15 protein-coding genes, 1 tRNA gene and 1 pseudogene are annotated in these 22,036 nt (G+C 52.6%); 8 read left to right on the top strand and 9 right to left on the bottom strand.

The window, feature by feature from the left end; all coding sequences use genetic code 11:
• Nucleotides 1-33: 33 nt before the first annotated feature.
• From AC6I7J_RS03120 to AC6I7J_RS03105, 4 genes are all read right to left on the bottom strand, one after another.
• Nucleotides 34-1,080 (bottom strand): DUF1176 domain-containing protein, encoded by a 1,047-nt coding sequence (locus AC6I7J_RS03120; RefSeq protein WP_498006786.1) that lies wholly within the window; start codon nucleotides 1,078-1,080, stop codon nucleotides 34-36.
• A 79-nt stretch (nucleotides 1,081-1,159) separates the two neighbouring features.
• On the bottom strand, nucleotides 1,160-2,338 hold the full coding sequence (locus AC6I7J_RS03115) for an arabinose transporter (protein ID WP_498006784.1): 1,179 nt from the start codon (nucleotides 2,336-2,338) through the stop codon (nucleotides 1,160-1,162).
• A 44-nt stretch (nucleotides 2,339-2,382) separates the two neighbouring features.
• Complete coding sequence (locus AC6I7J_RS03110) at nucleotides 2,383-3,252, bottom strand: SDR family oxidoreductase (RefSeq protein WP_498006782.1); 870 nt, start codon at nucleotides 3,250-3,252, stop codon at nucleotides 2,383-2,385.
• A 160-nt stretch (nucleotides 3,253-3,412) separates the two neighbouring features.
• Complete coding sequence (locus AC6I7J_RS03105; RefSeq protein ID WP_498006780.1) at nucleotides 3,413-4,303, bottom strand: LysR family transcriptional regulator; 891 nt, start codon at nucleotides 4,301-4,303, stop codon at nucleotides 3,413-3,415.
• Between the two features lie 90 nt (nucleotides 4,304-4,393).
• On the opposite strand from AC6I7J_RS03105, the gene AC6I7J_RS03100 reads away from it, so the two are divergent.
• Nucleotides 4,394-5,173, top strand: a complete 780-nt coding sequence (locus AC6I7J_RS03100; protein WP_498006778.1) for an NAD(P)H-dependent oxidoreductase — start codon at nucleotides 4,394-4,396, stop codon at nucleotides 5,171-5,173.
• 37 nt (nucleotides 5,174-5,210) lie between these two features.
• Here the strand turns inward: AC6I7J_RS03100 and AC6I7J_RS03095 are convergent.
• The 3 genes and pseudogenes from AC6I7J_RS03095 to AC6I7J_RS03085 form a co-directional block, all read right to left on the bottom strand.
• Nucleotides 5,211-5,539, bottom strand: a pseudogene (locus AC6I7J_RS03095) (DUF1493 family protein).
• A 143-nt stretch (nucleotides 5,540-5,682) separates the two neighbouring features.
• Complete coding sequence (locus AC6I7J_RS03090) at nucleotides 5,683-6,561, bottom strand: AraC family transcriptional regulator (RefSeq protein WP_498006776.1); 879 nt, start codon at nucleotides 6,559-6,561, stop codon at nucleotides 5,683-5,685.
• A gap of 148 nt (nucleotides 6,562-6,709) precedes the next feature.
• On the bottom strand, nucleotides 6,710-7,768 hold the full coding sequence (locus tag AC6I7J_RS03085) for a hypothetical protein (protein WP_498006774.1): 1,059 nt from the start codon (nucleotides 7,766-7,768) through the stop codon (nucleotides 6,710-6,712).
• Between the two features lie 983 nt (nucleotides 7,769-8,751).
• Here AC6I7J_RS03085 and AC6I7J_RS03080 point away from each other — a divergent pair.
• The 6 genes from AC6I7J_RS03080 to AC6I7J_RS03055 are packed head-to-tail and all read left to right on the top strand — an operon-like array spanning nucleotide 8,752 to nucleotide 19,404.
• Entirely contained in the window at nucleotides 8,752-11,112 is a 2,361-nt protein-coding gene (locus AC6I7J_RS03080) for a type I restriction-modification system subunit M (protein ID WP_498006772.1), read from the top strand.
• Entirely contained in the window at nucleotides 11,112-12,476 is a 1,365-nt protein-coding gene (locus tag AC6I7J_RS03075) for a restriction endonuclease subunit S (RefSeq protein WP_498006770.1), read from the top strand. Before AC6I7J_RS03080 ends, AC6I7J_RS03075 begins: the two co-directional genes overlap by 1 nt.
• On the top strand, nucleotides 12,473-15,721 hold the full coding sequence (locus AC6I7J_RS03070; protein ID WP_498006768.1) for a type I restriction endonuclease subunit R: 3,249 nt from the start codon (nucleotides 12,473-12,475) through the stop codon (nucleotides 15,719-15,721). The genes AC6I7J_RS03075 and AC6I7J_RS03070 overlap by 4 nt, the downstream gene beginning before the upstream one ends.
• Before the next feature lie 29 nt (nucleotides 15,722-15,750).
• Nucleotides 15,751-17,733 (top strand): DUF8426 domain-containing protein, encoded by a 1,983-nt coding sequence (locus AC6I7J_RS03065; protein WP_498006766.1) that lies wholly within the window; start codon nucleotides 15,751-15,753, stop codon nucleotides 17,731-17,733.
• Nucleotides 17,730-19,112, top strand: a complete 1,383-nt coding sequence (locus AC6I7J_RS03060; protein ID WP_498006764.1) for an McrC family protein — start codon at nucleotides 17,730-17,732, stop codon at nucleotides 19,110-19,112. Before AC6I7J_RS03065 ends, AC6I7J_RS03060 begins: the two co-directional genes overlap by 4 nt.
• Entirely contained in the window at nucleotides 19,102-19,404 is a 303-nt protein-coding gene (locus AC6I7J_RS03055) for a hypothetical protein (RefSeq protein ID WP_498006762.1), read from the top strand. Before AC6I7J_RS03060 ends, AC6I7J_RS03055 begins: the two co-directional genes overlap by 11 nt.
• A gap of 227 nt (nucleotides 19,405-19,631) precedes the next feature.
• Here the strand turns inward: AC6I7J_RS03055 and AC6I7J_RS03050 are convergent.
• Nucleotides 19,632-19,716: transfer RNA gene (locus AC6I7J_RS03050), tRNA-Leu, on the bottom strand.
• Nucleotides 19,717-19,965: 249 nt separating this feature from the next.
• On the opposite strand from AC6I7J_RS03050, the gene AC6I7J_RS03045 reads away from it, so the two are divergent.
• Complete coding sequence (locus AC6I7J_RS03045; protein ID WP_498006760.1) at nucleotides 19,966-20,481, top strand: YjjA family protein; 516 nt, start codon at nucleotides 19,966-19,968, stop codon at nucleotides 20,479-20,481.
• Between the two features lie 107 nt (nucleotides 20,482-20,588).
• Here the strand turns inward: AC6I7J_RS03045 and pdxR are convergent, their stop codons facing one another.
• Nucleotides 20,589-21,968, bottom strand: a complete 1,380-nt coding sequence (gene pdxR / locus AC6I7J_RS03040; protein WP_498006758.1) for a MocR-like pyridoxine biosynthesis transcription factor PdxR — start codon at nucleotides 21,966-21,968, stop codon at nucleotides 20,589-20,591.
• Nucleotides 21,969-22,036: the final 68 nt, after the last annotated feature.

The following is a 22,036-nucleotide window of genomic DNA, read 5'->3' as shown; positions in this document are numbered from 1 at the left end:
GTGCCCCAGCCGCCTGGCGACGCACGCTGAACATTACCACGCCGGTTTGACTTCGGTGACCAGCGTTGGCAGCTGCCATGCGCCGCCGGCGCGGATGGCACGGCACATGCCGGTGGTGGCCTCGCTGCTCTGGACAAACTGGCGGCCATCCCACACCCATGCAGCGGTGCTCCAGCAGTCACCAATGCCGCGCCCCTTTTGTGCTTCGCTGATCACGCCGTCGTGATAATCAGATCCGGAGTCGGTGATCAGCTGCGGCGTGCCCTGCAGCGCGTTATCCAGCAGCCAGAAACCATAGCCTTCGTTGTAAGCCCCGCGCCAGCACAGTGCGGCAATCAGCACGTGCTGCGCATCCACCGGCGTCAGCGTAGGCGGTTCTGCGCCCTCTTCTGGCTGATCGTCGGACGGCGCGAGATTGTCACAGCTGTCGTCATCGGTCAGCGAGGCAATCAGCTTTGGCTTGACCTGCGCCAGTTCATCTGGCGTCAGCGGGCGCGGCGCGGCTTTCAGCACGTGGACCTGCTGGATCACCGGCATCGCCACTGCCGCCGGTACGCTGGCTTCCGGCTGGTTGCCTTTACGCACCAGCGCGCCCGGCGTGTTCAGCCGTCCCTGCGCCTCATCCATTTTTAACAGCGTGGCAAAAGCCCCGTTGCCGGAGAGCTCAAACGGCTCGGCCGCACCGCGAAACTCCACTCTGGCGCTGCCTTTGATGGCGGCGATCAGCGCCTGAGTCTGCGCGTCGCTTAGCGTCCACTCATCGTTCTCCGCTTTGCTGACTTCGCCCAGCGCGCGATCGTCAATCCACAGCGCCAGCGCATTCACCTGCTGCGCATCATCATCGCCGGTATCGGCCAGCACTACGCGCCCGTGCGTCAGGCTGTCTGGCCCGCCGGCGCGCGTCAGCAGCACCGATCCGCCCGCGCCCTCTTCGGCGCTGTAGCCGGCGGCGCGGCAGGTCAGCGTATTATCACAAGCCAGCTCCCAGTCTTTATGGCTAAACGAGACGCCTTCGTCGGCCCACAACGGCGTGCTCAGGCTGGCGAACAGCGTCAGCGCCAGCAGCAATCGGCTTTTCATGCCATCTCTCCCTAATGGTAAAGGTGGCTAGTGTGATGATTTTTGCGGCGCGGGAGAAGTGAATTTTTTGCGGCGGGTCTTATTCCATCGCTGCCTGTGGTTGTGGCTGACGCGCCATCAGGCTCAGCGCCACCAGCATCGCCAGCGCCACAGCAATTGCGCCAGCGAGATACACCGAAGCCACGCCGCGGTGGGCGGCCAGCGCCCCTGCCAGCGGACTGGTGACCGCCAGCGCGATATCGAGAAACGCCACGTAAGCCCCCATCGCCAGGCTGCGGGTGTGCGGCGGCGCACGGCGCACCGCTTCCACGCCGAATGCCGGAAAGGCCAGCGAATAGCCAAAACCGGTCAGCGCCGCGCCGAAATAAACCAGCGTCGCGCTATCAGCGCCCCAAATTAGCAACTGACCGCAGGCCTCAATCAGCACGCATACCAGCGCGACGCGCGCGCCGCCCAGCTTATCCGGCAAATGGGCAAAGAACAGGCGCGCCGCGATAAACGCCACGCCAAATGCGGTGAACGCCAGCGACGCGTTGCCCCAGGCCCTGGCCGCAAACAGCAGCGCGATAAACGCGGTGATCATGCCAAAGCCGACGCTGGCGAGCGCCAGACCCAGCCCGGGCCGCCATACCGCGCCCATGACTTTGTAGAACGGCGTGCGTTTAGTCGAGGTCGGCGCGACGGCGCGCACCTGGGTGATAAACATCAGCGGCAGCAGCGGTACCACGATGATCGCCATGGCGATGCCGGTGAAGTGGCAGCCGTGATAAATCGCCACGCCCAGCGGCGCACCCAGCGCCCAGGCGCCGTAAATCGCGATACCGATCCACGCCATCACTTTACCGGCATTGGCCGGCCCCACCAGCCCAAGCCCCCAGCCGAGCGCGCCGGTGGCCAGCAGGCTCTCGCCCAGCGCCAGCACCACACGCCCCAGCAGCAGGATGGCCACCGAGCTGGCAGGCCGATCAACGAACAGCAGCGAAATCAGGTAGATCACACCGGAACTCGCCACCACCAACAGCCCGGCCAGCACCGCGCGTTTCGCGCCGCGCATATCGGCGAAGTTGCCCGCCCACGAACGCGTCAGCAGCGACGCGACAAACTGCGCGCCGATGACCGTGCCGATCGCCAGCGTATCCATGCCGAGGTTCTGCTGCAGATGCAGCGGCAGCACTGGCAGCTGCATCCCCATGGTGAGAAAAGCGATAAACACCGCCAGCGTCACCGGCAGCAAGGTGATAAATACATTATTTTTCATCGATATAATCCAGAAAAACTGCCGCGCGCAGCGGCAGCGTGATATCAGAGATGGGTGTAATAGGCAGGCGTAGCGAGCTCGCTCAGCAGGTCCGGGCGGGTTGCAGACCAGTCCAGCAGCGTGCGCGTGCGCTGGCTGGAGACCGCCATGTTGCCCGCCGCCATATTGGCGAACCAGCCAAAATGAGCCCGGTCGCGTTCGCCGCTGGGTAATCCGAGCTGGCGTCCAATCGTCTCCGCGATTGCGCGGAACGGCACCGCCTCATCGGCCACCGCGTGATAAACGCGTTCGGTGACGCCCTGCTCCAGCGCCAGCCGATAGACGCGTGCCGCATCGCGACGGTGCACGCCGGACCAGCAGTTCTCACCGCTGCCGCACCAGGCGGAAATCCCGCTCTCACGCGCCAGCCGCACCAGAATCGGCACAAAACCGTGGTCGCCGAGGCCATGCACCGACGGCGCCAGCCGCACTGTCGCCACGTGCACGCCGCGCTGCGACAGCGTCTGCGCCGCCGCTTCCGACTGACGCGGTGACACCGGCTGCGGCTGATCCAGCTCCGTCGCCCCGCGCGCCATACCGGACAGGCCGGACGTCACCAGCAGCATGCGATCCGACCCGGCAATCGCCTCGCCGAGCAGCTCGATCACCTGGCGATCCTGCTCGCAGTTCTGCACGAAGCGCGAGAAATCGTGGTTAAACGCGGTATGAATGATGGCGTCCGCAGAACGCACGGCGTCACGCAGCACCTCAGCGTCCTCCAGCGAACCGCGAATAACCTGTGCGCCAGTGACGGCCAGCGCCACGGCTTTTTCCGCCGAACGCGCCAGCCCTGTCACCTGATGGCCCGCCGCGATCAACTCTTCCACCACCGCTGAACCTACCCAGCCGGTGGCCCCGGTGACAAATATCTGCATGATCTTCTCTCCTGCACGTTAAAACGCGAGTGTTTCGTCGTGTTGATATGATGCGTGCTGTGGAGCGGTGGCGCTAATCGCATCAGCAATGCAGGAGCAAGCCTTGTCGGACAAGGCCTGAGGGCATGAAGACCGCGACTTATTCGGCGAGAGTTCAGGTTTACAGCGCCGCGACAATCTGCTGGCGCAGCCATTGCTGGGCGGGATCGCGATGCAGGCGCTCGTGCCACAGCATCAGGATGTCAAACCCTTCAATCTGCAGCGGCGGTGCAAGCACGGTGAGCTGCGGCGCGTTTCGCACCAGGCGCTCCGGCAATACGGCGACCAGGGCACTGTTAGCCAGCGTGTCGAGCATAAACAGGAAATGCGGCACCGAGAGCGCGACGCGGCGCGTGCGGCCGAGCGTTGCCAGCGCGCGATCGGTGGCGGCACTAAAGCCGCCGCCATCCGGCGAAACCATCACAAACTCCAGCTGGCAAAAGCGATCCAGCGTCAGGGGCTGCTGCAGCTGCGGATGATCGCGCCGGCCGGCCAGCACGTAGCGCTCGCTGAACAAGCGGCGCTGATGCAGCGTCGGCGGCGCGTTATCGCCGGTGTGAAACACTATATCCAGCTCGCCCTTCTCCAGTTGCTGCGCCACCTGTGGCGGATTGAGCGCGAATACCGCCATGCGGCTGCGCGGTGCCGCTTCACGAATGAGTTTCAGCGCCGGCAGGATCAGTGCCGATGACATGTAATCGGTGGCGGCAATCCGCCAGGTGAGCTCCGCGCGCGCCGGGTCGAACGCTGCCGGCGGTGCCACCGCGCGCTCCAGTGCTTCCAGCGCCAGACGCAGCGGCTCGCGCAGAGCCTCGGCGCGGGCGGTGGGCAGCATGCCGCGCGGACCGGGCAACAGCAACGGATCGTCAAACAGCACCCGCAGGCGCGCCAGCTGGGCGCTCACCGACGGCTGCGACAGATTGAGGCGCTGCGCCGCGCGCGTCACGTTCTGCTCCACCAGCAACACGTCTAAGGTGTGCAGCAGATTCAAATCCAGCGAGTGCATATTCATTCTGTCTATACCTGAGATATCAGTAATTGATTTCTACTATAGCCAGCACTGGCTTAACCTGCAGCGGTTTTCATCTCACAGGATACCGCCATGAATGTTTTGATTGTGTATGCCCATCCGGAACCGCGCTCGCTGAACGGATCGCTGAAAGACTTTGCCGTGAATCATCTGCAGCAGGCGGGCCATCAGGTGCAGGTGTCAGATCTGTACGCCATGCAGTGGAAAGCGCCGCTGGATGCCGCCGACACGCTGGCGCCCCCGGTGGGCGCGCATTTTGATGCCACGCTGGATTCGCGTTTCGCCTACGACAACCAGCTGCAGGCAGCGGACATTGCCGCCGAGCAGGAGAAGCTGCGCTGGGCCGACACGGTGATTTTTCAGTTTCCGCTGTGGTGGTTTTCGATGCCGGCAATCATGAAAGGCTGGTTTGACCGCGTTTATGCCAACGGTTTTGCCTATGGCGTCGGCGAGCACAACGATCATCACTGGGGCGATTGCTACGGCGAAGGCACCCTCGCCGGCAAGCGCGCCATGCTGGTGGTGACCACCGGCGGCTGGGAGTCGCACTACGCGCCGCGCGGCATCAACGGCCCGATTGAGGATCTGCTGTTCCCGATCCAGCACGGCATGCTGTTTTATCCCGGCTTCAGCGTGTTGCCACCGCTGGTGCTGTATCGCGTGCAGAAGTCGGCGCAGGAACGCTTTGATGGCTGGTGCGCCGCGCTGGCGCAACGATTGGATCGCTTAGCGCAGGATCAACCGATTGCCTTCCGCCGCCAGAACGGCGGTGAATATGAGATTCCGGCGCTGACGCTGCGCGAGGATCTTGCGGAAGGCGAGCGCGGATTTGGCGTGCACGTGGCGCGCTGAGCCGCAGGCCGCCAAACCGCAGCGGCGCGCTGCCGTATTATTCAAACAGCCAGCGCCCCGCCTGCGCCGACGCAATCAGCATGCCGAGCGTGAAATCCGGTACCACCGGCACTTCACGTTTGTTGAACGGTTGAGGATTTGCGCCAGCGACGGTTCGTCCGGGTAGTAGGTTTCAATAGCGAAATTCGCGCGATCGACCGCGAACTCGCTGAAAAACTCCTCCATCAGCGCGGCGGCTTCGTCGCGCTCGAAGTTGAGATCGCTGTCGATATCAATCTGCGGCGTGAGCGTTTTCTGCTTGAACAGATACACGCCGTCATAGCGCCGCACCAGTTCATAGATACGCTGTTCGAGTTGCTCTGTCATCGTCGCCTCTTCGCCTGTGCTGGTAGGATCGCAGGGCATTTTGCCATGCCTTGCCGCGAGGCAGGAGGAAAAAAATGCCAGCCGTGAATACGTATCGCAATCCTGCATAAAAATCCCGGTAGCCATTGCTACCGGGCCCCTTATCACTTAAGCGGCAGATAGATATCCGTCAGTAATTCGTGTTCCGCCACTTCATGCACGAAGTTGTGATAGTGAAAGAACAGCGGGAAATCGCGCAGCTCTTCGCCGCTGGCCGGCAACCATTCACTGTAGAGCGATCGCGCCAGCTCGGTCAGCGCGCTGTGCGAGCCGTGATGACGCAGCACCGCGCAGCGTCCCCCGGGAATGGTGCTGTTGACGACACCAAAGGCGTTGTCTTCGTTAATCGGCGCAGTCACCGAACCGCAAAGGTGATACTGAAAATCCCCGGCTGGCGTGCTGGCCGGATCATGCGGCGCGACGCCGAGCGTCTGGCTGCTGCGCACCGGCGATGCGCCACTACTTTTGCGCCAGGCAATAAACTGCGCCGCCGTTTCGTTGATGCGCTGCGGATCGCCGTGATGCGTGAGCATCGCCACCGGCGTGGTGGGAAACATTTTAATCTCAACTGACATACTCTCTCTCCGTTTGACGGGTGGCTGAGGCATGCGCTGATGCCAGGTAATCCACACCGGCTGCTGACGAAATTCACTCGGCGTCACGTCAAATACCTGCTTAAAGGCGCGACTGAATGATTCGGCATGCTGAAAACCGGCATCGAGCGCAATCTCAATGATTTTCTCGTGCGGATTGAATGCCAGCCGGTACGACGCCCGTTTGAGCCGCATCAGCTGGATGTAACGCCCAGGCGGCATGCCGCACCAGGCGTTGAACTGGCGGTGAAAGTGGTACGGCGAAAAGTGCGCCACTTCACTCAGTTGCTCCAGCAGCAGCGCTTCATCAAGATGGCGTTCGATGTAGTCGAACACCTTGTCAAAGCGCTTGCGGTAGGTCTCGCGGTGATGGTTTTTGTTTACTGGCATAGCATCCTCTCTGGGGAATGAGTATGCCCGTGTGGCGGAGAGTGGGCCTGATGGATCTTGCTCAATTAATGCCGCTATAGGGATATCATTTTGAATACATCTTACTTTAGCAAATCAAACAAAGACCTTTCATCTACTAAAAAACGGATTATCTTCCATTCGCATTTGATATGATTTTATTATTAAGTGGGGGGCAGCCAATTCTTTTAAGCTTTTCGGATTCAAATCTTAATTGTGCTGGCGAAGCTGGATTTAAATTACTTGTTAGGTAATAAATATTATCTAAATGTGTTACCACAGAAAGTTGAATAATCTTATCACTCATCGTTTCCCTTGAGAAAACATCAGGAATTTTAAGCTCTTCATAATCAGATTTTAAATAACATTCAGATGCAAAACCTAACCCCGACCTTCCTATGACCTTTATTAAAATCTCATCAGAAAAGCCAAGAGAAAACAGAAGAAAAAGACAGATAAAAAACACCGCACAATAAAATGAAAATTCTTTATGTGTTCTATAAAAAAGCGCCATTAGAAAAGTAAAAAATATCATAAAATAGTATAATGCAGAAACGATCATACAGGCATTAAAAAGACTCATCTCAACAAGTCTTTTTCTAAAAACCATATCAACCATAGCAAAACTTAGCAGACCAAAATACATTGGTAAAAATAAAGCAATCAAGCAGTAAAAAATATGAACAAAACGCTTAAGCCTCGTTTGGCATTTCCTTCTATGGTCAGTTAAGACTGTAATGTACGCGACAATGATAATAGCAATAAAAATCATCGATAATGCAATCAATCTTAAGCTATTAATTAGGGTCAGGCAAGGCCATAAAGATAATAAAAAACAACCTAAAAGTATGAAAATAATTGGATATTTTCTTATTAACTTTAACTTGGAGCGAAACACCAAGCTTTTGACTAAAAAGCGAGCAGTGAAATATTGACTCAAAATTACGACTACTGGCAAAGCTGAAATTACCATAATAAAGATCAAAGACAGCCCCCCGAAAATCATTAAAACATTCGGCTTCACCATATCGACAAAATCTATATTATAAGAAAGACAGACATTCAATAATAACATTGCCCCATAAACAATTATCATAGTAGTTAATAGAGGAAGATTATCTCTCATCTTTTTAAAAAACACTTTAAAAACTTCAAAATCGTTCCTCTTGACTTCATTACCGTTACTCATTACCTACCCTTATTAATACTAAAATGAAAATTGACAACATCTTGTTGCTAATTCAGAAACCTATCCTTGACAGGATAAACGCACTTTATCGTAAGTTGATCTATTTCTGTTTAGATACAACTAAAAACAAATAACATTTCTTTTATTACTATCTTATTCTCCTTTTCCTGATGCGCCGCTAACTTTAGTGGCATCTGTTAATTAAGTGAAGAGTACAGACTGCACTCGTTATAATTCCTACTTTAGTCACAATTTATTTTTCTGATATGAGCAATATTTTTACACAAGCACTCACACAAGAGTTTTCAGCATAAGCCATCGTAAAAATTCGATAAGTCACATTTGAGTTAGCTTACAATAATTCATTAAACACTGTTAAACTGCCATGTTTAGCGGCATATTTATTCAACGTGCGCTTGATAAACTCTGCCCCTTAATTTTTCTATGTTGCATCCAAAGATTTTGAAACTGTGCAGTACTGTCTCGATTATGAATAACTTAATCACCTAAAACTCAGTGTTCGATGGTAACCATGAGGCACCTTTTTTCCAAAAATTATCAATATATATTAATCATTTATTTGGGTATGCGCTGGCGAGTCCATACATAACCAAATCTATTCACTGGCTCGGGTGAACCCTCCCCAGTATTAGATACAAAGACAAGTTAGTAATGTCGGTTTGTTGACTCTGTCCCCGAATATGACCCATGCATAATCAGGAATAACCGGCTTTTGACCCTGATGTTCCAGCAACGTGTTAACGTCATGTGAGGCTGGAGATTGTACAACGCCTTCCTTCCCGAATAGCCTTGTCATACACATTTTGCAACATATTGAATCCCCCTCTCCTTAGACAGGCCATTTCTTTGTCCCATATCGGTTGCGATAGTCCGTATAGCAGGTATTATTTTGCGCACTGCATTCCAAAACGACTTTTTGCCGGAGCATTTTGCTACACGGCCGCGATCTCCCCGAGGGTTTCATGACTAACACTAACTTTTCTCAAACGGCCGCATTTATCTGGTCGGTGGCTGATTTGCTGCGCGGTGATTTCAAACAGTCTCAGTACGGGCGCGTGATCCTGCCCTTTACGCTGCTTCGTCGCCTTGAGTGTGTGCTCGCAGAGACCAAAGAAGCGGTGGTGGCGAAATTTGATGAATTAAAAACCAGCCCACTTCCGGAAGACGCCAAAGAGAAGTATCTGCTACGCGCCAGCAAGCTTTCCTTCTTCAATACCTCGAAGATGGATCTGGGCAAGATGGGTCAGAACGATATCAAAGCCAACCTGGAAAGCTACGTGCAGGCGTTTTCACCGGATGCGCGTGAGATCTTCGAATACTTCAAATTCGGTGAGTTTGTCGGCCTGCTGGAAGATGCCAACCTGCTGTTCAAAGTAGTTAAGAAATTCGCCACCACCGATTTGAGCCCGAAAGCGATTTCCAACCATGAGATGGGCCTGGTGTTTGAAGAGCTCATCCGTCGTTTTGCGGAAAGCTCCAACGAGACCGCCGGTGAACACTTTACTCCACGCGATATCGTGCGCCTGACCACCTCGCTGGTGTTTATGGAAGATGATGAGGCGCTGACACAGGACGGTATCATCCGCACCATCTATGACCCGACGGCCGGGACCGGCGGCTTCCTCTCTTCAGGCATGGAATATGTGCATGAGCTGAACCCTAACGCGGTCATGCGCGCCTTTGGTCAGGAGCTGAACCCGGAATCCTACGCTATCTGTAAAGCCGACATGCTGATAAAAGGTCAGGACGTCAGCCGCATTAAGCTGGGTAACACCCTCTCTAACGACCAGCTGCCGCAGGACCAGTTCGACTACATGCTCTCTAACCCGCCGTTTGGCGTGGACTGGAAGAAGATTGAGGGCGAGATTAACGACGAACATACGCAGAAAGGATTTAACGGTCGCTTTGGCCCGGGCCTGCCGCGTGTTTCCGACGGCTCACTGCTGTTCCTGATGCACCTGATCAGCAAAATGCGCGACAACCACAATGTGGATGGCACCGTGAGCAACGGCGGGCGAATCGGGATTATCCTTAACGGTTCCCCACTGTTTACCGGTGGTGCGGGCAGCGGTGAGAGCGAAATCCGTCGCTACATTCTGGAAGCCGATTTGCTGGAAGGCATTGTCGCGCTGCCAACGGATATGTTCTACAACACCGGCATTGCCACCTATGTCTGGATCCTCTCCAACAAGAAAGCGCCTGAGCGTAAAGGCAAAGTGCAGCTGATTGATGGAACCAACCTGTGCGGCAAAATGCGTAAATCGCTGGGTTCCAAGCGTAACCTGATGGGCGAAGACGACATCAAATTGATCACCCAGACCTTTGGTGAGTTTGAAGTGGTAGATACCGCTACTCTGGAAGAGCTGGGTCTGGAAAAATCCACCGAGCAAAAATCCAGCCGTGGCCGCCAGTCAGCGACAGCTAAAACTGAAACGCCGAAAACCTTCGCCAGCAAAATCTTTAACAGCACCGACTTTGGCTATCGCCGCCTGACCATTGAGCGCCCGCTGCGGTTATCTGCTCAGGTGACTGATGAGGCGATTGCGACATTGCGCTTTGCGCCGAAGCCGTTTAACGCGCCGATGGAACGTCTGTATGAAGAGTTCTCGTCCCAATGGCATGGGGATACCTACGGTGATTTCTCCGAACTGGAAGCAGAAGCGCGCGCCATCATCAAAGCTGAATTTGCCGAGCTGAAAGAGAAGCAGATTAAAGACCTGCTCGACAGCAAGCTGTGGCTGGCACAGCGCGGATTGATGGAAAAGGCTCAGCAGATTCAGACGGCTCTGGGTACGCAGGCGGGTGGTAAAACGCTGATGAGCAATGACTTCAATCAGTTCCAGCTGACCCTAAAAGGGGCCATCAAAACGGCTGGCGTGAAGCTGGACATCAAAGAGAACAAGCAGTTTATCGACGCTATCACCATCAAAAACACGGATGCCGAGCCAGTGGTGAAGAAGGCGCTGAAAGAAGCCGCTCAGCCGCTGTACGGTGCGTTTGAATACAAGGGGAAAGTGGTGGAGTTCGAACAGGACGGCGAGCTGCGCGATAACGAAAACGTGCCGCTGAATCCGGCGGTGTCCACCAGTGACCTGATTGAAAACTACTTCAAAGCAGAAGTGCTGCCGCATGTGAATGACGCGTGGATCAACGCCGATAAGCGCGATGCGAAAGATGGCGAAGTAGGTACTGTGGGGTATGAGATTCCGTTTAATCGCCATTTCTACGTCTACCAGCCGCCGCGCCCGCTCGAAGAGATTGATGCCGATCTGGATGCGGTCAGCGCTGAAATTATGAAGCTGCTGCAGGAGGTGCATTCCTGATGGCTAAGTATAAGGCATATCCGGACTATAAGGATTCTGGGGTTGAGTGGTTGGGGGAGATCCCCAGTCATTGGGAAATCTTATCTGCAAAACGTATGTTTCAAAGCGTGCGTACACATGCATATAAAAGTGATGAGCAGCTCGCAGCAAGCCAAAAGTATGGTGTAATTCCCCAGTCTTTAATGATGCAACTAAATGACTCAAAAGTGATGCTTGCATTAAAAGGGACGGAATCATTCAGACATGTAGAAGTTAATAATTTTGTTATAAGTTTACGTAGTTTTGAGGGCGGTATTGAATATAGCCAGTACACTGGATGTGTATCGCCCGCATATACAGTTTTGAAAAATTCTAAACCGATCAGTTATGGTTACTATAGTTATCTTTTAAAATGCATGCCTTTTATTGCTGCATTACAGTCATCGACGGATAGCTTAAGAGATGGAAAATCAATTAACTATGAGCAGTTCGGTGCTCTCAGCCTACCATTATCTTCGGTTCAGGAACAAAATGTAATCGCAGTTTTCCTCGATCACGAAACCACAAAAATCGACAACCTGATCGAGAAGCAACAGCAACTAATTGAACTACTTAAAGAAAAACGTCAGGCAGTGATTAGCCATGCCGTCACCAAAGGGCTAAACCCTAATGTGCCGATGAAAGATTCTAGCGTGGAGTGGTTAGGGGAAGTGCCGGAGCATTGGATTGTTCGCAGATTAAAACATACGGCAAACCTGCAGTCAGGAATACCTAAAGGGAAAGATCTAACAGGTAAAAATAGTATCTCAGTTCCTATGCTTCGTGTAGCTAACGTCCAAGATGGTTATCTCGATCTTGAAGATGTACATGTCATAGATATTGAACCGAGCCAGCTTGAACGATATTTGCTTCGCGATGGTGACGTATTGATGAATGAGGGTGGGGATAATGACCAATTAGGCCGTGGTGCGGTCTGGTCGGCGTCAATTGATAATTGTATTCATCAAAATCATGTTTTTGCAATTCGCCCTCAAAACATTGAATCAGATTGGCTAGATATGCTTACTCGAGCTGCTTATGCAAAATTTCACTTCTATCGAGTAGCGAAACAAAGTACGAACCTTGCATCAATTTCATCAACAAATATCAAAGAAACGCCATTGCTAATTCCCCCAGTTGAAGAACGGGTGGAAATTCTAAAATTTATAAAGCTGCAACTAGGAAAATTAAAGAAGTCTGAAGAACTGAGTGTTAACCAAGTTGCGTTACTACAGGAACGCCGCACCGCCCTGATCTCCGCCGCCGTCACCGGAAAAATCGACGTCCGCGACTGGGTTGCCCCTGACACGCAGAATGTTGAGGAGCCAAAGGAGGTTACCGCATGAGCATGGACAGCACCAAGGAGTTGATTTTCCAGGATGAAATGATTGCTCAGATGGTCGATCGCGGCTGGCTTGTTGGTAAAGCTAACGGCTACGATCGCGAACGTGCGCTGTACTCACAAGATGCGCTAACCTTTGTGCAAACCACGCAGCCGCAGGAGTGGGAGAAGTTTGCCAAAATTTACCCCACCGATACCGAGCGTCATTTCCTCGATGCGCTGGTGGCGCAGCTGAAAAAAGCGGATATCAACGCCACCGATATGCTGTCGCGCACTTACGGTACGCTTGGCGTGCTGCGTCATGGTATCAAAAGTCATAACGCGCGTTTTTCCCTGTGCCAGTTTAAGCCGGAACATAATCTCAATCCGGAAACTCTGACCCGCTACAAACATAATATCTGCCGTATTGTGCCGGAGCTTGTTTACAGCCCGCATGCGTCGAACGCCGCATTCGAAGAAACGGGGATAAAAGCGAAGAAGTGGCGTATCGACCTGGTGTTATTCGTCAATGGCCTGCCGATAGCGACTCTGGAACTGAAGTCTGAATTTAAGCAGACGGTGCAAAACGCCATCACGCAATATAAGAAAACGCGTTTGCCGAAGGACCCAGGCACCAATAAGCCAGAGCCGCTGCTGACCTTTAAACGCGGCGCGCTGGTGCACTTTGCTGTCAGCCAATACGAAGTGTTTATGGCGACCAGGCTCGAGGGCGATAAAACCTTCTTCCTGCCGTTTAACAAAGGCACACATGACGGCGGCGCGGGGAACGACACTCCGGAAGATGCCAACGACTACGCCACCAGCTACTTGTGGAATGAGGTGCTGCTGCCGGACAATTTGTTGAAAATTCTCGCCAGTTTTGTGCATCTGCAAATCGTCGAAAAAGAAAATCCCGTTGGCCTGAAGTACAAATGCGAGAGCCTGATTTTCCCGCGTTATCACCAGTGGGATGTGGTGAACAAACTGATCACCGCCGCTACGGTGGAAGGAACTGGCAATAAATACCTGATTCAGCACAGTGCGGGGTCGGGCAAATCGAACTCTATCGCCTGGACGGCTCATCAGCTTTCCCGCCTGTACGATGAAAATGGCGAGAAGCAGTTCCACTCGGTGATTGTGGTGACGGACCGTACCGTGCTTGACGATCAGCTGCAGGACACTATCTATCAGTTTGAACATCAGGATGGCGTGGTTGGGCGTATCAATAACAAAGAAGGCGACGGCTCTAAATCAGAAAAGCTGGCCAGCGCGCTGGAAAACTCGCAGCCGATCATTATCGTCACCATCCAGACCTTCCCGTTTGTCCTGAAGGCGATTGAAAACAGCGTCAGCCTCAAGCAGAGTAAATACGCGGTGATTGCCGATGAAGCGCACTCCTCGCAGAGTGGTTCTACTGCGCGTCAGCTGAAAGAAGTGCTGATGACCGAAGAGGCGGATGACGATGTAGAGATGTCTTCAGAAGATATTCTGGATGCTACCGTCGCCGCGCGTAAAGGCAGCAACAATCTCAACTATTACGCCTTCACCGCCACGCCGAAAGCCAAAACGCTGGAGCTGTTTGGCCGCCGCCCGAATCCGCAGGAACCCGCATCGAAAACGAACAAACCGGAAGCGTTCCACGTTTACTCCATGCGCCAGGCCATTGAAGAAGGCTTTATTCTTGATGTGCTGAAGAATTACACCAACTACAAGGTAGCCTACAAGCTGCTGCAAAAGCTGGAGGATCCTGACCGGGAAGTGGACAGCAAGAAAGCAAAGATCAAACTCAACCAGTGGGTTTCGCTGCACGATCATAACGTGTCGCAGAAAGTGAAGGTGATTGTTGAGCACTTCCGTAAGCATGTGATGCACCTACTGGCCGGCCAGGCAAAAGCGATGGTGGTGACCAGTTCGCGTAAAGCGGCGGTGCGCTACAAGCTGGCGTTCGACAAATACATCGCCGAGCAGAAGTACGACAAGATCAGCGCAATGGTGGCATTCTCTGGGGAGGTAGAATTCCATGAAGATGACCACAATAGCCTTGCGCTGCTCAACCAGAAATTCACTGAGATAAACATGAACCCCGGACTGAAAGGCCGGGATATGCGTACAGCGTTTGATACTGACGACTACCAAGTGATGCTGGTGGCTAACAAATTTCAAACTGGCTTTGACCAGCCCAAGCTGTGCGCCATGTATGTGGATAAAAAGCTGGGTGGCGTAGAGTGTGTACAGACGCTGTCGCGCCTGAACCGTACTTATCCTGGGAAGGCGCAGTCCGGCACGTTTGTGCTCGATTTCTACAACGAGCCTGACGAGATCTTGGGTGCTTTCCAGCCGTACTACCAGACAGCAGAACTAACGGATGTCAGCGATCCACAGCTTGTATTTGAGCTCTATGAAAAGCTGCGCACCAGCGGTATTTTCCTGTGGAACGAGGTAGAGCAGTTCTGTGAGGCTTTCTTCAGCAAAAACAAATCCAACGCTGCCATCAGCAATATCTGCAAACCTGCGGTGGAGCGCTGGAAGCATCGCTACACTTCGGCGATTGATGCCTATGTGCTGGCTAAAGAGATGTTTGAACGCACCAAGAAGACCGGTGATGTTGTGTTGATCACCAATGCGGAAAACACCTTTAAAGATTGCGAGAAAGAAAAAAGTAAGCTGGATATCTTCAAGAAAGATCTCGGCAGTTTTGTCCGCTTTTACGAGTTTATGTCGCAAATCGTCGATTATGACGACAAGAACCTTGAAAAGCTGAGCCTATTCGCCCGCCATTTGCGTCCGTTGCTGCATGAACAGCGTATTGAAGAAGACGAGATTGATTTAAGCAATGTGGAGATGAGCCATTATCGCCTGTCTAAACTCCACGAACAGCACCTGAAGCTGCAAGAGGATGCAGAGGAATACAAAATCAAACCGGGTAATGATGTCGGCACGGCGAAACCAAAGGACAAAAAAGAGGAGTTTCTGTCAAATATCCTGGCTCGTCTGAATGAGCTTTTTGTCACCGATGATCTGTCCGATAAAGATATGATCAATTATGCCTTTGCGGTGCGCGACAAGCTGTCAGAAAACCAGGCGGTGATGACCCAGATCGCCAACAACACACGCGAACAGGCGATGCTGGGCGATTTCCCAAAGGCGATTGATGATGCTGTCATGGATAGCAATGAAGCCCAGCAGGAGATGATGGTGCAATATCTCTCTAATCCTGAACTGGCTAAGGGCTTTGCCCGCGTGGTGTTTGATATGTTGAAAGGGGCTTAACGCTTTTTCATCAAGGAGTGGTGTAAGAAATGCTGAATTCGCTTGAGATTTACCATGCGTTGAATGAGTTGGGTTACCGGCTTGAGGCTGGAAAATTCGAGCCAAGCTATGCATCCGAACATGCGCTCGGGAATGGTAAGTATCTGTATGTCAAACGCAGTCGGGACGGCGTGGTTAAAAAGAGTCCATTGGTTCTTGCACCAGAAACCCTTGCCTTAAAGGCAGAAATTGACCGCATTGCGGGTATCCACTGCCTTTGGGAAAAAGTCAAAAGCACCAGCTACCGCCGTTACCCGAAAGATAATGGGACATCCCAATATGGTTTCGCGGCTGATGTTGAGTCAGTTGAAGCGTTGCAGACGCTGGTGGCTTTGCTGGGTAGCCAGCCTTCTTCAACCACCCAACCTGGAATAAAAAGAGATAGCCAAAACAAGGAAGAATCATTAATGTACCCCTTAAACCAAATCCTCTTCGGACCACCCGGCACAGGTAAAACCTACACTACCACCGAAATGGCAGTCAAAATTGCCGATCATGCCTGGTACCAACAGGCTACGCACGAACATCAAGGCAGCGATCTACGGGAAAAGGTAAAGCAGCGTTATCAGATGCTGGTAGAAAAGCAGCGCATCATGTTTACCACTTTTCATCAGAGTTTCTCCTATGAAGACTTTATCGAAGGGATTCGCGCTACGACTGATGAAAAATCGGGTACTCTTCGCTACGAAGTTGTAGATGGTATTTTTAAACAATTGTGCCTGAATGCCAGTGTTAAGGTTCAGGGGAGCGCAACACAATCTATCTCTCTCAAAGGTCGTCGGATCTGGAAGATGTCTCTCGGTAATACCATGGGGGGAGAAGAGGATGTTTACGAAGATTGCCTGAATAATAATTATGTACTGCTAGGTTGGGGAGAGGATATCGATTTTAGTAATTGCTCGACCTTTGAATCAGTTAAGGCCCGGATTGCATCAGAAAAACAGTCATTGGAAGGCACCAGTAATTATATGGCTGTTGCCGTAAATACTTTTAAAAACATTATGAAGAATGGCGACATAATCGTCGTCTCTGATGGAAATCATAAATTTCGTGCAATAGCTGAGATTACAGGTGGGTATAGTTATTTACCCAACGATGAACGTGAGTATTACCATCAAATGCGTTCAGTTAAATGGCTAAGAACATACACTCCAAGCCTTCCTAAAGAGCAAATTTTCATAAAGTCGTTATCTCAGATGACCCTTTATGAGTTGCAGGATACGACGATTGATCGTGAAAAATTAACTCAGTTGCTGGCTCCAGTTGAGAATGTCGATAGTCAGGATCTTCCACATGTACTGATAATAGACGAAATCAATCGTGGCAATATAGCGCGTATATTTGGTGAACTTATCACGCTTCTTGAAGCAGACAAACGTCAAGGGGCTGAAGATGAGCGGTCGCTGATGCTTCCTTATTCGAAACAAACATTCTCAGTACCGCAAAATGTTTATGTCATTGGAACGATGAATACTGCGGATAAGTCGCTCATTCAGATGGACCTGGCGTTAAGGCGTCGCTTTAGCTTTACAGAAATGCCCGCACGACCAGAGTTGTTAGCTGGGGTCACTGCGTTTGGCGTTGATGTCGAAACGTTGTTAACGCGCATTAATCAGCGTATCGAAGCGCTGCTGGATAGTGAGCATATGATTGGTCATGCTTACTTCATGCCGCTAAAAAAATTAGAAAATAATGCCGACCGTAAAGCCTGTCTTGCCAGCATCTTCCAGGAAAAAATCATCCCATTGCTGAGAGAGTATTTCTTTGATGACTATGAGCGTATCGGTTGGGTGCTTAATGACTCAGTAAAAGAGAAAGAAAACCGTTTTATTCTGTTGCAGCAGTCAGCACAACTACCATCATTTTCTGCACTATTCCCGAAAGATATTGCGGATAGCTTATCTGACAGGCGCTTCCGTATCAATCAACATGCTTTCACGTCTGCAGAAGCTTATCAGGGTATTGTCGCATGATGATCCAGGTCCGGGAATATGCTCTGCTGACCTGTGATAATTCTCAACCAGCCAGTATGGATCTGGGAATTGTCTCTGAGGCAACTTTCTCCTGGCTTGAGCAATTGCAACAAACGTGGAGTGGAACCTCTCAAATATTCAGCCGGGAAGGGAAGCGTTTTTTGCGTTTGGGAAGCTATGTCGGTTATCTACAATCCCCGAGTGGGGAGTCAATTGAAATTCTGCCAAAAACCACATTTGAAGCGCCAGCTGGGGTAGCCCCGCTACGTCAGCTTTTACGCCGAATGCTAGGCGCCTCTTTGGGTATTACACCCCGTGAGGCGAACCAGGCGGCTTTGCAGTGTAGTGACCAGCCTCTGCATGAATGGATAATCAGTGAGTTTTTACGGCACCTTGCTGACTTAGTGCGCAAAGGACTGCGTTTCGATTATCACCTCATCGAGGACGAACATAGCGCGTTTATCCGTGGTCAATTGAATGTCACTGCGCAAATGAGAATGCCTCCGGGAAGGGGCACTCATTTTCATGTGCGTTATGCCGAGTTTTCCCCTCAGCGCATCGAGAACCGTCTGCTACGGACGGCTTTGGATTGGTCGCTAAAAGTGACCAGACAAGGGCAGAGCTGGAGACAGGCCAATTCACTTAGCCACCAACTGGATGGCATAGAAGCTGTTTTTGGCAGTACAACACAACTCTTTAGGCAATGGAGTGACGGCAAATATCTCTTCGGCTATCGTGCCATAAAACCGTGGTGCCAACTCATTCTTGAGCAGATGAATCCAGATTTTCAACATGGATCCCATCAGGGAATTTCTCTGTTGTTCCCTATGGAGAAGTTATATGAAGGTTGGGTCGGATGCGGTCTGGCTGGTGCGTTGCATCACGATTACCAGCTTATTGAACAGAATAAAAGCCAGTTCATGTTAGAGCATGTTCCTGTTGGCGAAAAAACATCTCAACGATGGTTCATGCTTAAACCTGATTTTCTTATCACCGGCGGGCAGACGGTGGTTCTGGACGCTAAATGGAAACTATTAGATAACAGAGCTGGTGATAGTCTGAGAAAATATGATATCAGCCAGTCAGATTTATACCAGATGTTTGCCTATGGGCAAAAGTACCTTGGAGGGAAAGGCAAAATGATACTGATATATCCACACCACCAATACTTTAATAATCCGCTACCAGCCTTTCGGTTTGATGAATATTTATCGCTTTGGTGCGTTCCATTCAACCTTGAATCTGGAGAATTAGTAAAAGGTGACTGGCAAGGCTCTTTCCACTGTTTTTCTGGTGATGAGTCTCTGTCGGCTAATAATGAGAATAAAAAACCTTTTCATCCGGATAAAGTAATGGGAAACATTAACTATGGTTTATAAAGATTTATACCATTTAATGCTGGAGTATTTCACCCAACTAGTTGAACTGGTTACAGGTGCGAAAAAATTGTCTTTCATCCTGTATTCTGAAGACAAAAAGCTGTTTGTCCGAAACGGGAAAAACAATGTAAGCCGGATTAATGCAAATGAAGTTGCAGCATTTGTTGAACGGTTTGAAGATTCCGGAAGTTTACTTCCGAAGGACTACCAGGATGTAACCTTCAAAGCTTCCTATTTGTTAGCCGCGATGCAATATATTGAAAAAAACTCACTGAACCCTGAGAATAAATAGCCACCTTAGGCGCTGGAGGGCTCTTTACTACTATCTTCCCGAGCATTCCTCCCTTTACTGGCCTGTCTTTTCCAACTCACCAATATAAGCTCTGTACCACCGCATCAGTAAAATGATTTTGATTGAATCAGGTTGACTTAAGTTAAGTGAAAATCAAAAAAAACCTTGCAGCTACTGAATCCCAGGCACAAAAAAAGCCGCTCGTAAGCGACTTAAGTTGCATCAGATGGTGCCGAAGGCCGGACTCGAACCGGCACGTATTTCTACGGTTGATTTTGAATCAACTGCGTCTACCGATTTCGCCACTTCGGCACTGAAGAGGATGCGGAAAACGTGGGCGATTATACCGTTACGCGCTTGCGGCGCAACCGGAATCGATGGGGATGTGCGCTAAGCGTCGAAAAAAGCAGCGCTGCCAAAAACGCTGCGCAAAACCCCGGCAGTCGCCTCCGGAACACTCCCAAACTCGCGCACGGCGGCCACTTCTCCGGAACTTTCTGCCGCCACATGCCTCTTAACCACAACTGACGTAGTCAGACGTATAAGCACAACGAGGTTGAGATGAAAAAAGCAACACAACGGTTAGTTTGGGGATGGGGTATCGCGGCGGCACTGGTGGCCGGTAGCGCATCGGCGGCGAGCTGGCAGGATCAGCTGAGCAGCGCCACATCGCAGCTGTCGCAGCAGAACAGCGGCAACGCCGCCACCAGCAACACGCAGAACGGCGGACTGTCGCTCTCTTCGCTCAGCGGCCTGCTGAACGGCGGCGATAAAGCGGTGAGCGCCAACAGCATGACCAACGCCGCCGGCGTGATGGAATATTGCGTGCAGCACAACGTGGTGGATAACAACGTGAAGTCGGTGAAGGATCAGGTGCTGAGCAAGCTGGGCCTGAGCAGCACCACCGCGCAGCAGCAGAAAACCGATTACCAGCAGGGGCTGCAGGGCCTGCTGAACACCGGCAACGGTCAGCAGCTGAATCTGCAGAGTCTGAGCAACTCGCCGATGGGTGAGAAGCTGAAAACCAAAGCCTGCGATGTAGTGCTGAAGCAGGGCAAAAAATACATCGGCATGTGATTCCTTCGCGCGGGTTCAGAGGCCGCCTTCCTGCCGTCTGAATTGCCGCTCACCTTATGCCAGCCGGCGCGGGCTGTCCCCCGCGCCCTCTTCTCCTCACGTTGCCGCTAAGCGCTCAATAACGTCCGCGTCGCATCCGTCACGCGCGCCAGCAACGCCCGCGCCTGTTCAAACGACTGAATGTTGGTATAGCCAATCACCAGGCCATAGCGCTTTTGCGTCTGCGCGTACCAACCCGACAGCGGCCGCACGTATAGCGCCTGCTGCGCCCACAGCGTCGCCAGCGCCACGTCCTGCGTGCCGCGCCGCAGAAACGCCACGATGTGCATACCGCCGTCGGTCAGTTCAAAGGTAAACAGCCCCGGAAAACAGGCTTCGATGGCCTCCAGCATCATGCGGCGACGCTGCTGATACAGGATGCGCATCTTCTTGATGTGGCGATAAAAATGCCCTTCGCTGAGGAACTGCGCGAGGATTTTCTGCGGCAGCAGCGGCAGGCCGGTTTCCAGAATCTCGCCCAGCTCGCCGAACTGCGCCAGCGTGTGCTGCGGCATCACCAGATAGCCGATGCGCATCGCCGGCATCATGGTTTTACTGAAGGTGCCGGTGTAGATCACCCGGTCGTGCACATCCAGGCTTTTCAGCGCCGGAATCACCTTACGCGTGTAGTGAAATTCGCCGTCGTAATCATCCTCAATGATCCAGCTGTCATGCTGCTGCGCCCACGCCAGCAGCTGATGCTTGCGCGGCAGCGACAGGCTGACCGCCAGCGGGCTCTGGTGCGTTGGCGTTACCACCGCAAAGCGCGCGTCGGCGTGATAGCGCAGAAGATACTCCACGTCGACGCCCTGCCCATCCACCGGCACATAGTGCAGGTTGGGTGCGATGCGCTTCAGCAGCTGCTGGCCGAAGAAGTAGCCGGGATCTTCGAACAGCACTTTGTCGCCCGGCTGCGCCAGCACCGCCAGAATCAGTCGCAGGTTAGCGCGGTAGCCGCTGGTGATGAAGATCTGCTCCGGCTGGCAGTTGAGGCCGCGCGAAATGTTCAGGTAGCTGGCGATGGCCGCCCGCAGCGGCGCATACCCCATCACCGGCGGTATCATCATCTCGTCCGGCCGCAGGCTGCGCGCCGCTTTCGCCGACATCAGCCGCCACTTCTTGTGCGGAAACTCGTCCAGCGCCGGGATGCCGAGCCGCAGCTCGCCTTTGCCCTCGGTCACCGGCAGCAGCGCGGGCGTCGTCGCCGGTGCGCGCGGTGGCGTGGCTGCGCTCGCCAGCTTCAGCTGCGGATTGACGCGCGTGCCCTTCGCGCCCTGGCTGACAAAATAGCCTTCGCCGATGAGGATTTCATAGGCGGCCTCCACCGTTTTACGCGCTACCTGCAGCTCGCCCGCCAGCACGCGGATCGCCGGTACGCGGTCGCCCGGCCGGAGCTGTCCGGCAAGAATCTGCTGCCGAAAGCGCTGGTAAATCTCTTTGTAACCCACGCGTCACTCCTTCCTCAGCCACTGCGCTATGTCCTACCTCTTTTCACGCGTAATGGCCCTGTTCGCTC

It is taken from the genome of Type-C symbiont of Plautia stali (genome assembly GCF_059730935.1).
The sequence above is the reverse complement of the archived record's forward strand: the minus strand, read 5'-3'. Positions and strand labels throughout refer to the sequence as shown.

Coding starts and splice junctions, on each gene's coding strand:
- AC6I7J_RS03120 (WP_498006786.1), bottom strand. CDS start 1,080: ATGAAAAGCCGATTGCTGCTGGCGCTGACGCTGTTCGCCAGCCTGAGC.
- AC6I7J_RS03115 (WP_498006784.1), bottom strand. CDS start 2,338: ATGAAAAATAATGTATTTATCACCTTGCTGCCGGTGACGCTGGCGGTG.
- AC6I7J_RS03110 (WP_498006782.1), bottom strand. CDS start 3,252: ATGCAGATATTTGTCACCGGGGCCACCGGCTGGGTAGGTTCAGCGGTG.
- AC6I7J_RS03105 (WP_498006780.1), bottom strand. CDS start 4,303: ATGAATATGCACTCGCTGGATTTGAATCTGCTGCACACCTTAGACGTG.
- AC6I7J_RS03100 (WP_498006778.1), top strand. CDS start 4,394: ATGAATGTTTTGATTGTGTATGCCCATCCGGAACCGCGCTCGCTGAAC.
- AC6I7J_RS03090 (WP_498006776.1), bottom strand. CDS start 6,561: ATGCCAGTAAACAAAAACCATCACCGCGAGACCTACCGCAAGCGCTTT.
- AC6I7J_RS03085 (WP_498006774.1), bottom strand. CDS start 7,768: ATGAGTAACGGTAATGAAGTCAAGAGGAACGATTTTGAAGTTTTTAAA.
- AC6I7J_RS03080 (WP_498006772.1), top strand. CDS start 8,752: ATGACTAACACTAACTTTTCTCAAACGGCCGCATTTATCTGGTCGGTG.
- AC6I7J_RS03075 (WP_498006770.1), top strand. CDS start 11,112: ATGGCTAAGTATAAGGCATATCCGGACTATAAGGATTCTGGGGTTGAG.
- AC6I7J_RS03070 (WP_498006768.1), top strand. CDS start 12,473: ATGAGCATGGACAGCACCAAGGAGTTGATTTTCCAGGATGAAATGATT.
- AC6I7J_RS03065 (WP_498006766.1), top strand. CDS start 15,751: ATGCTGAATTCGCTTGAGATTTACCATGCGTTGAATGAGTTGGGTTAC.
- AC6I7J_RS03060 (WP_498006764.1), top strand. CDS start 17,730: ATGATGATCCAGGTCCGGGAATATGCTCTGCTGACCTGTGATAATTCT.
- AC6I7J_RS03055 (WP_498006762.1), top strand. CDS start 19,102: ATGGTTTATAAAGATTTATACCATTTAATGCTGGAGTATTTCACCCAA.
- AC6I7J_RS03045 (WP_498006760.1), top strand. CDS start 19,966: ATGAAAAAAGCAACACAACGGTTAGTTTGGGGATGGGGTATCGCGGCG.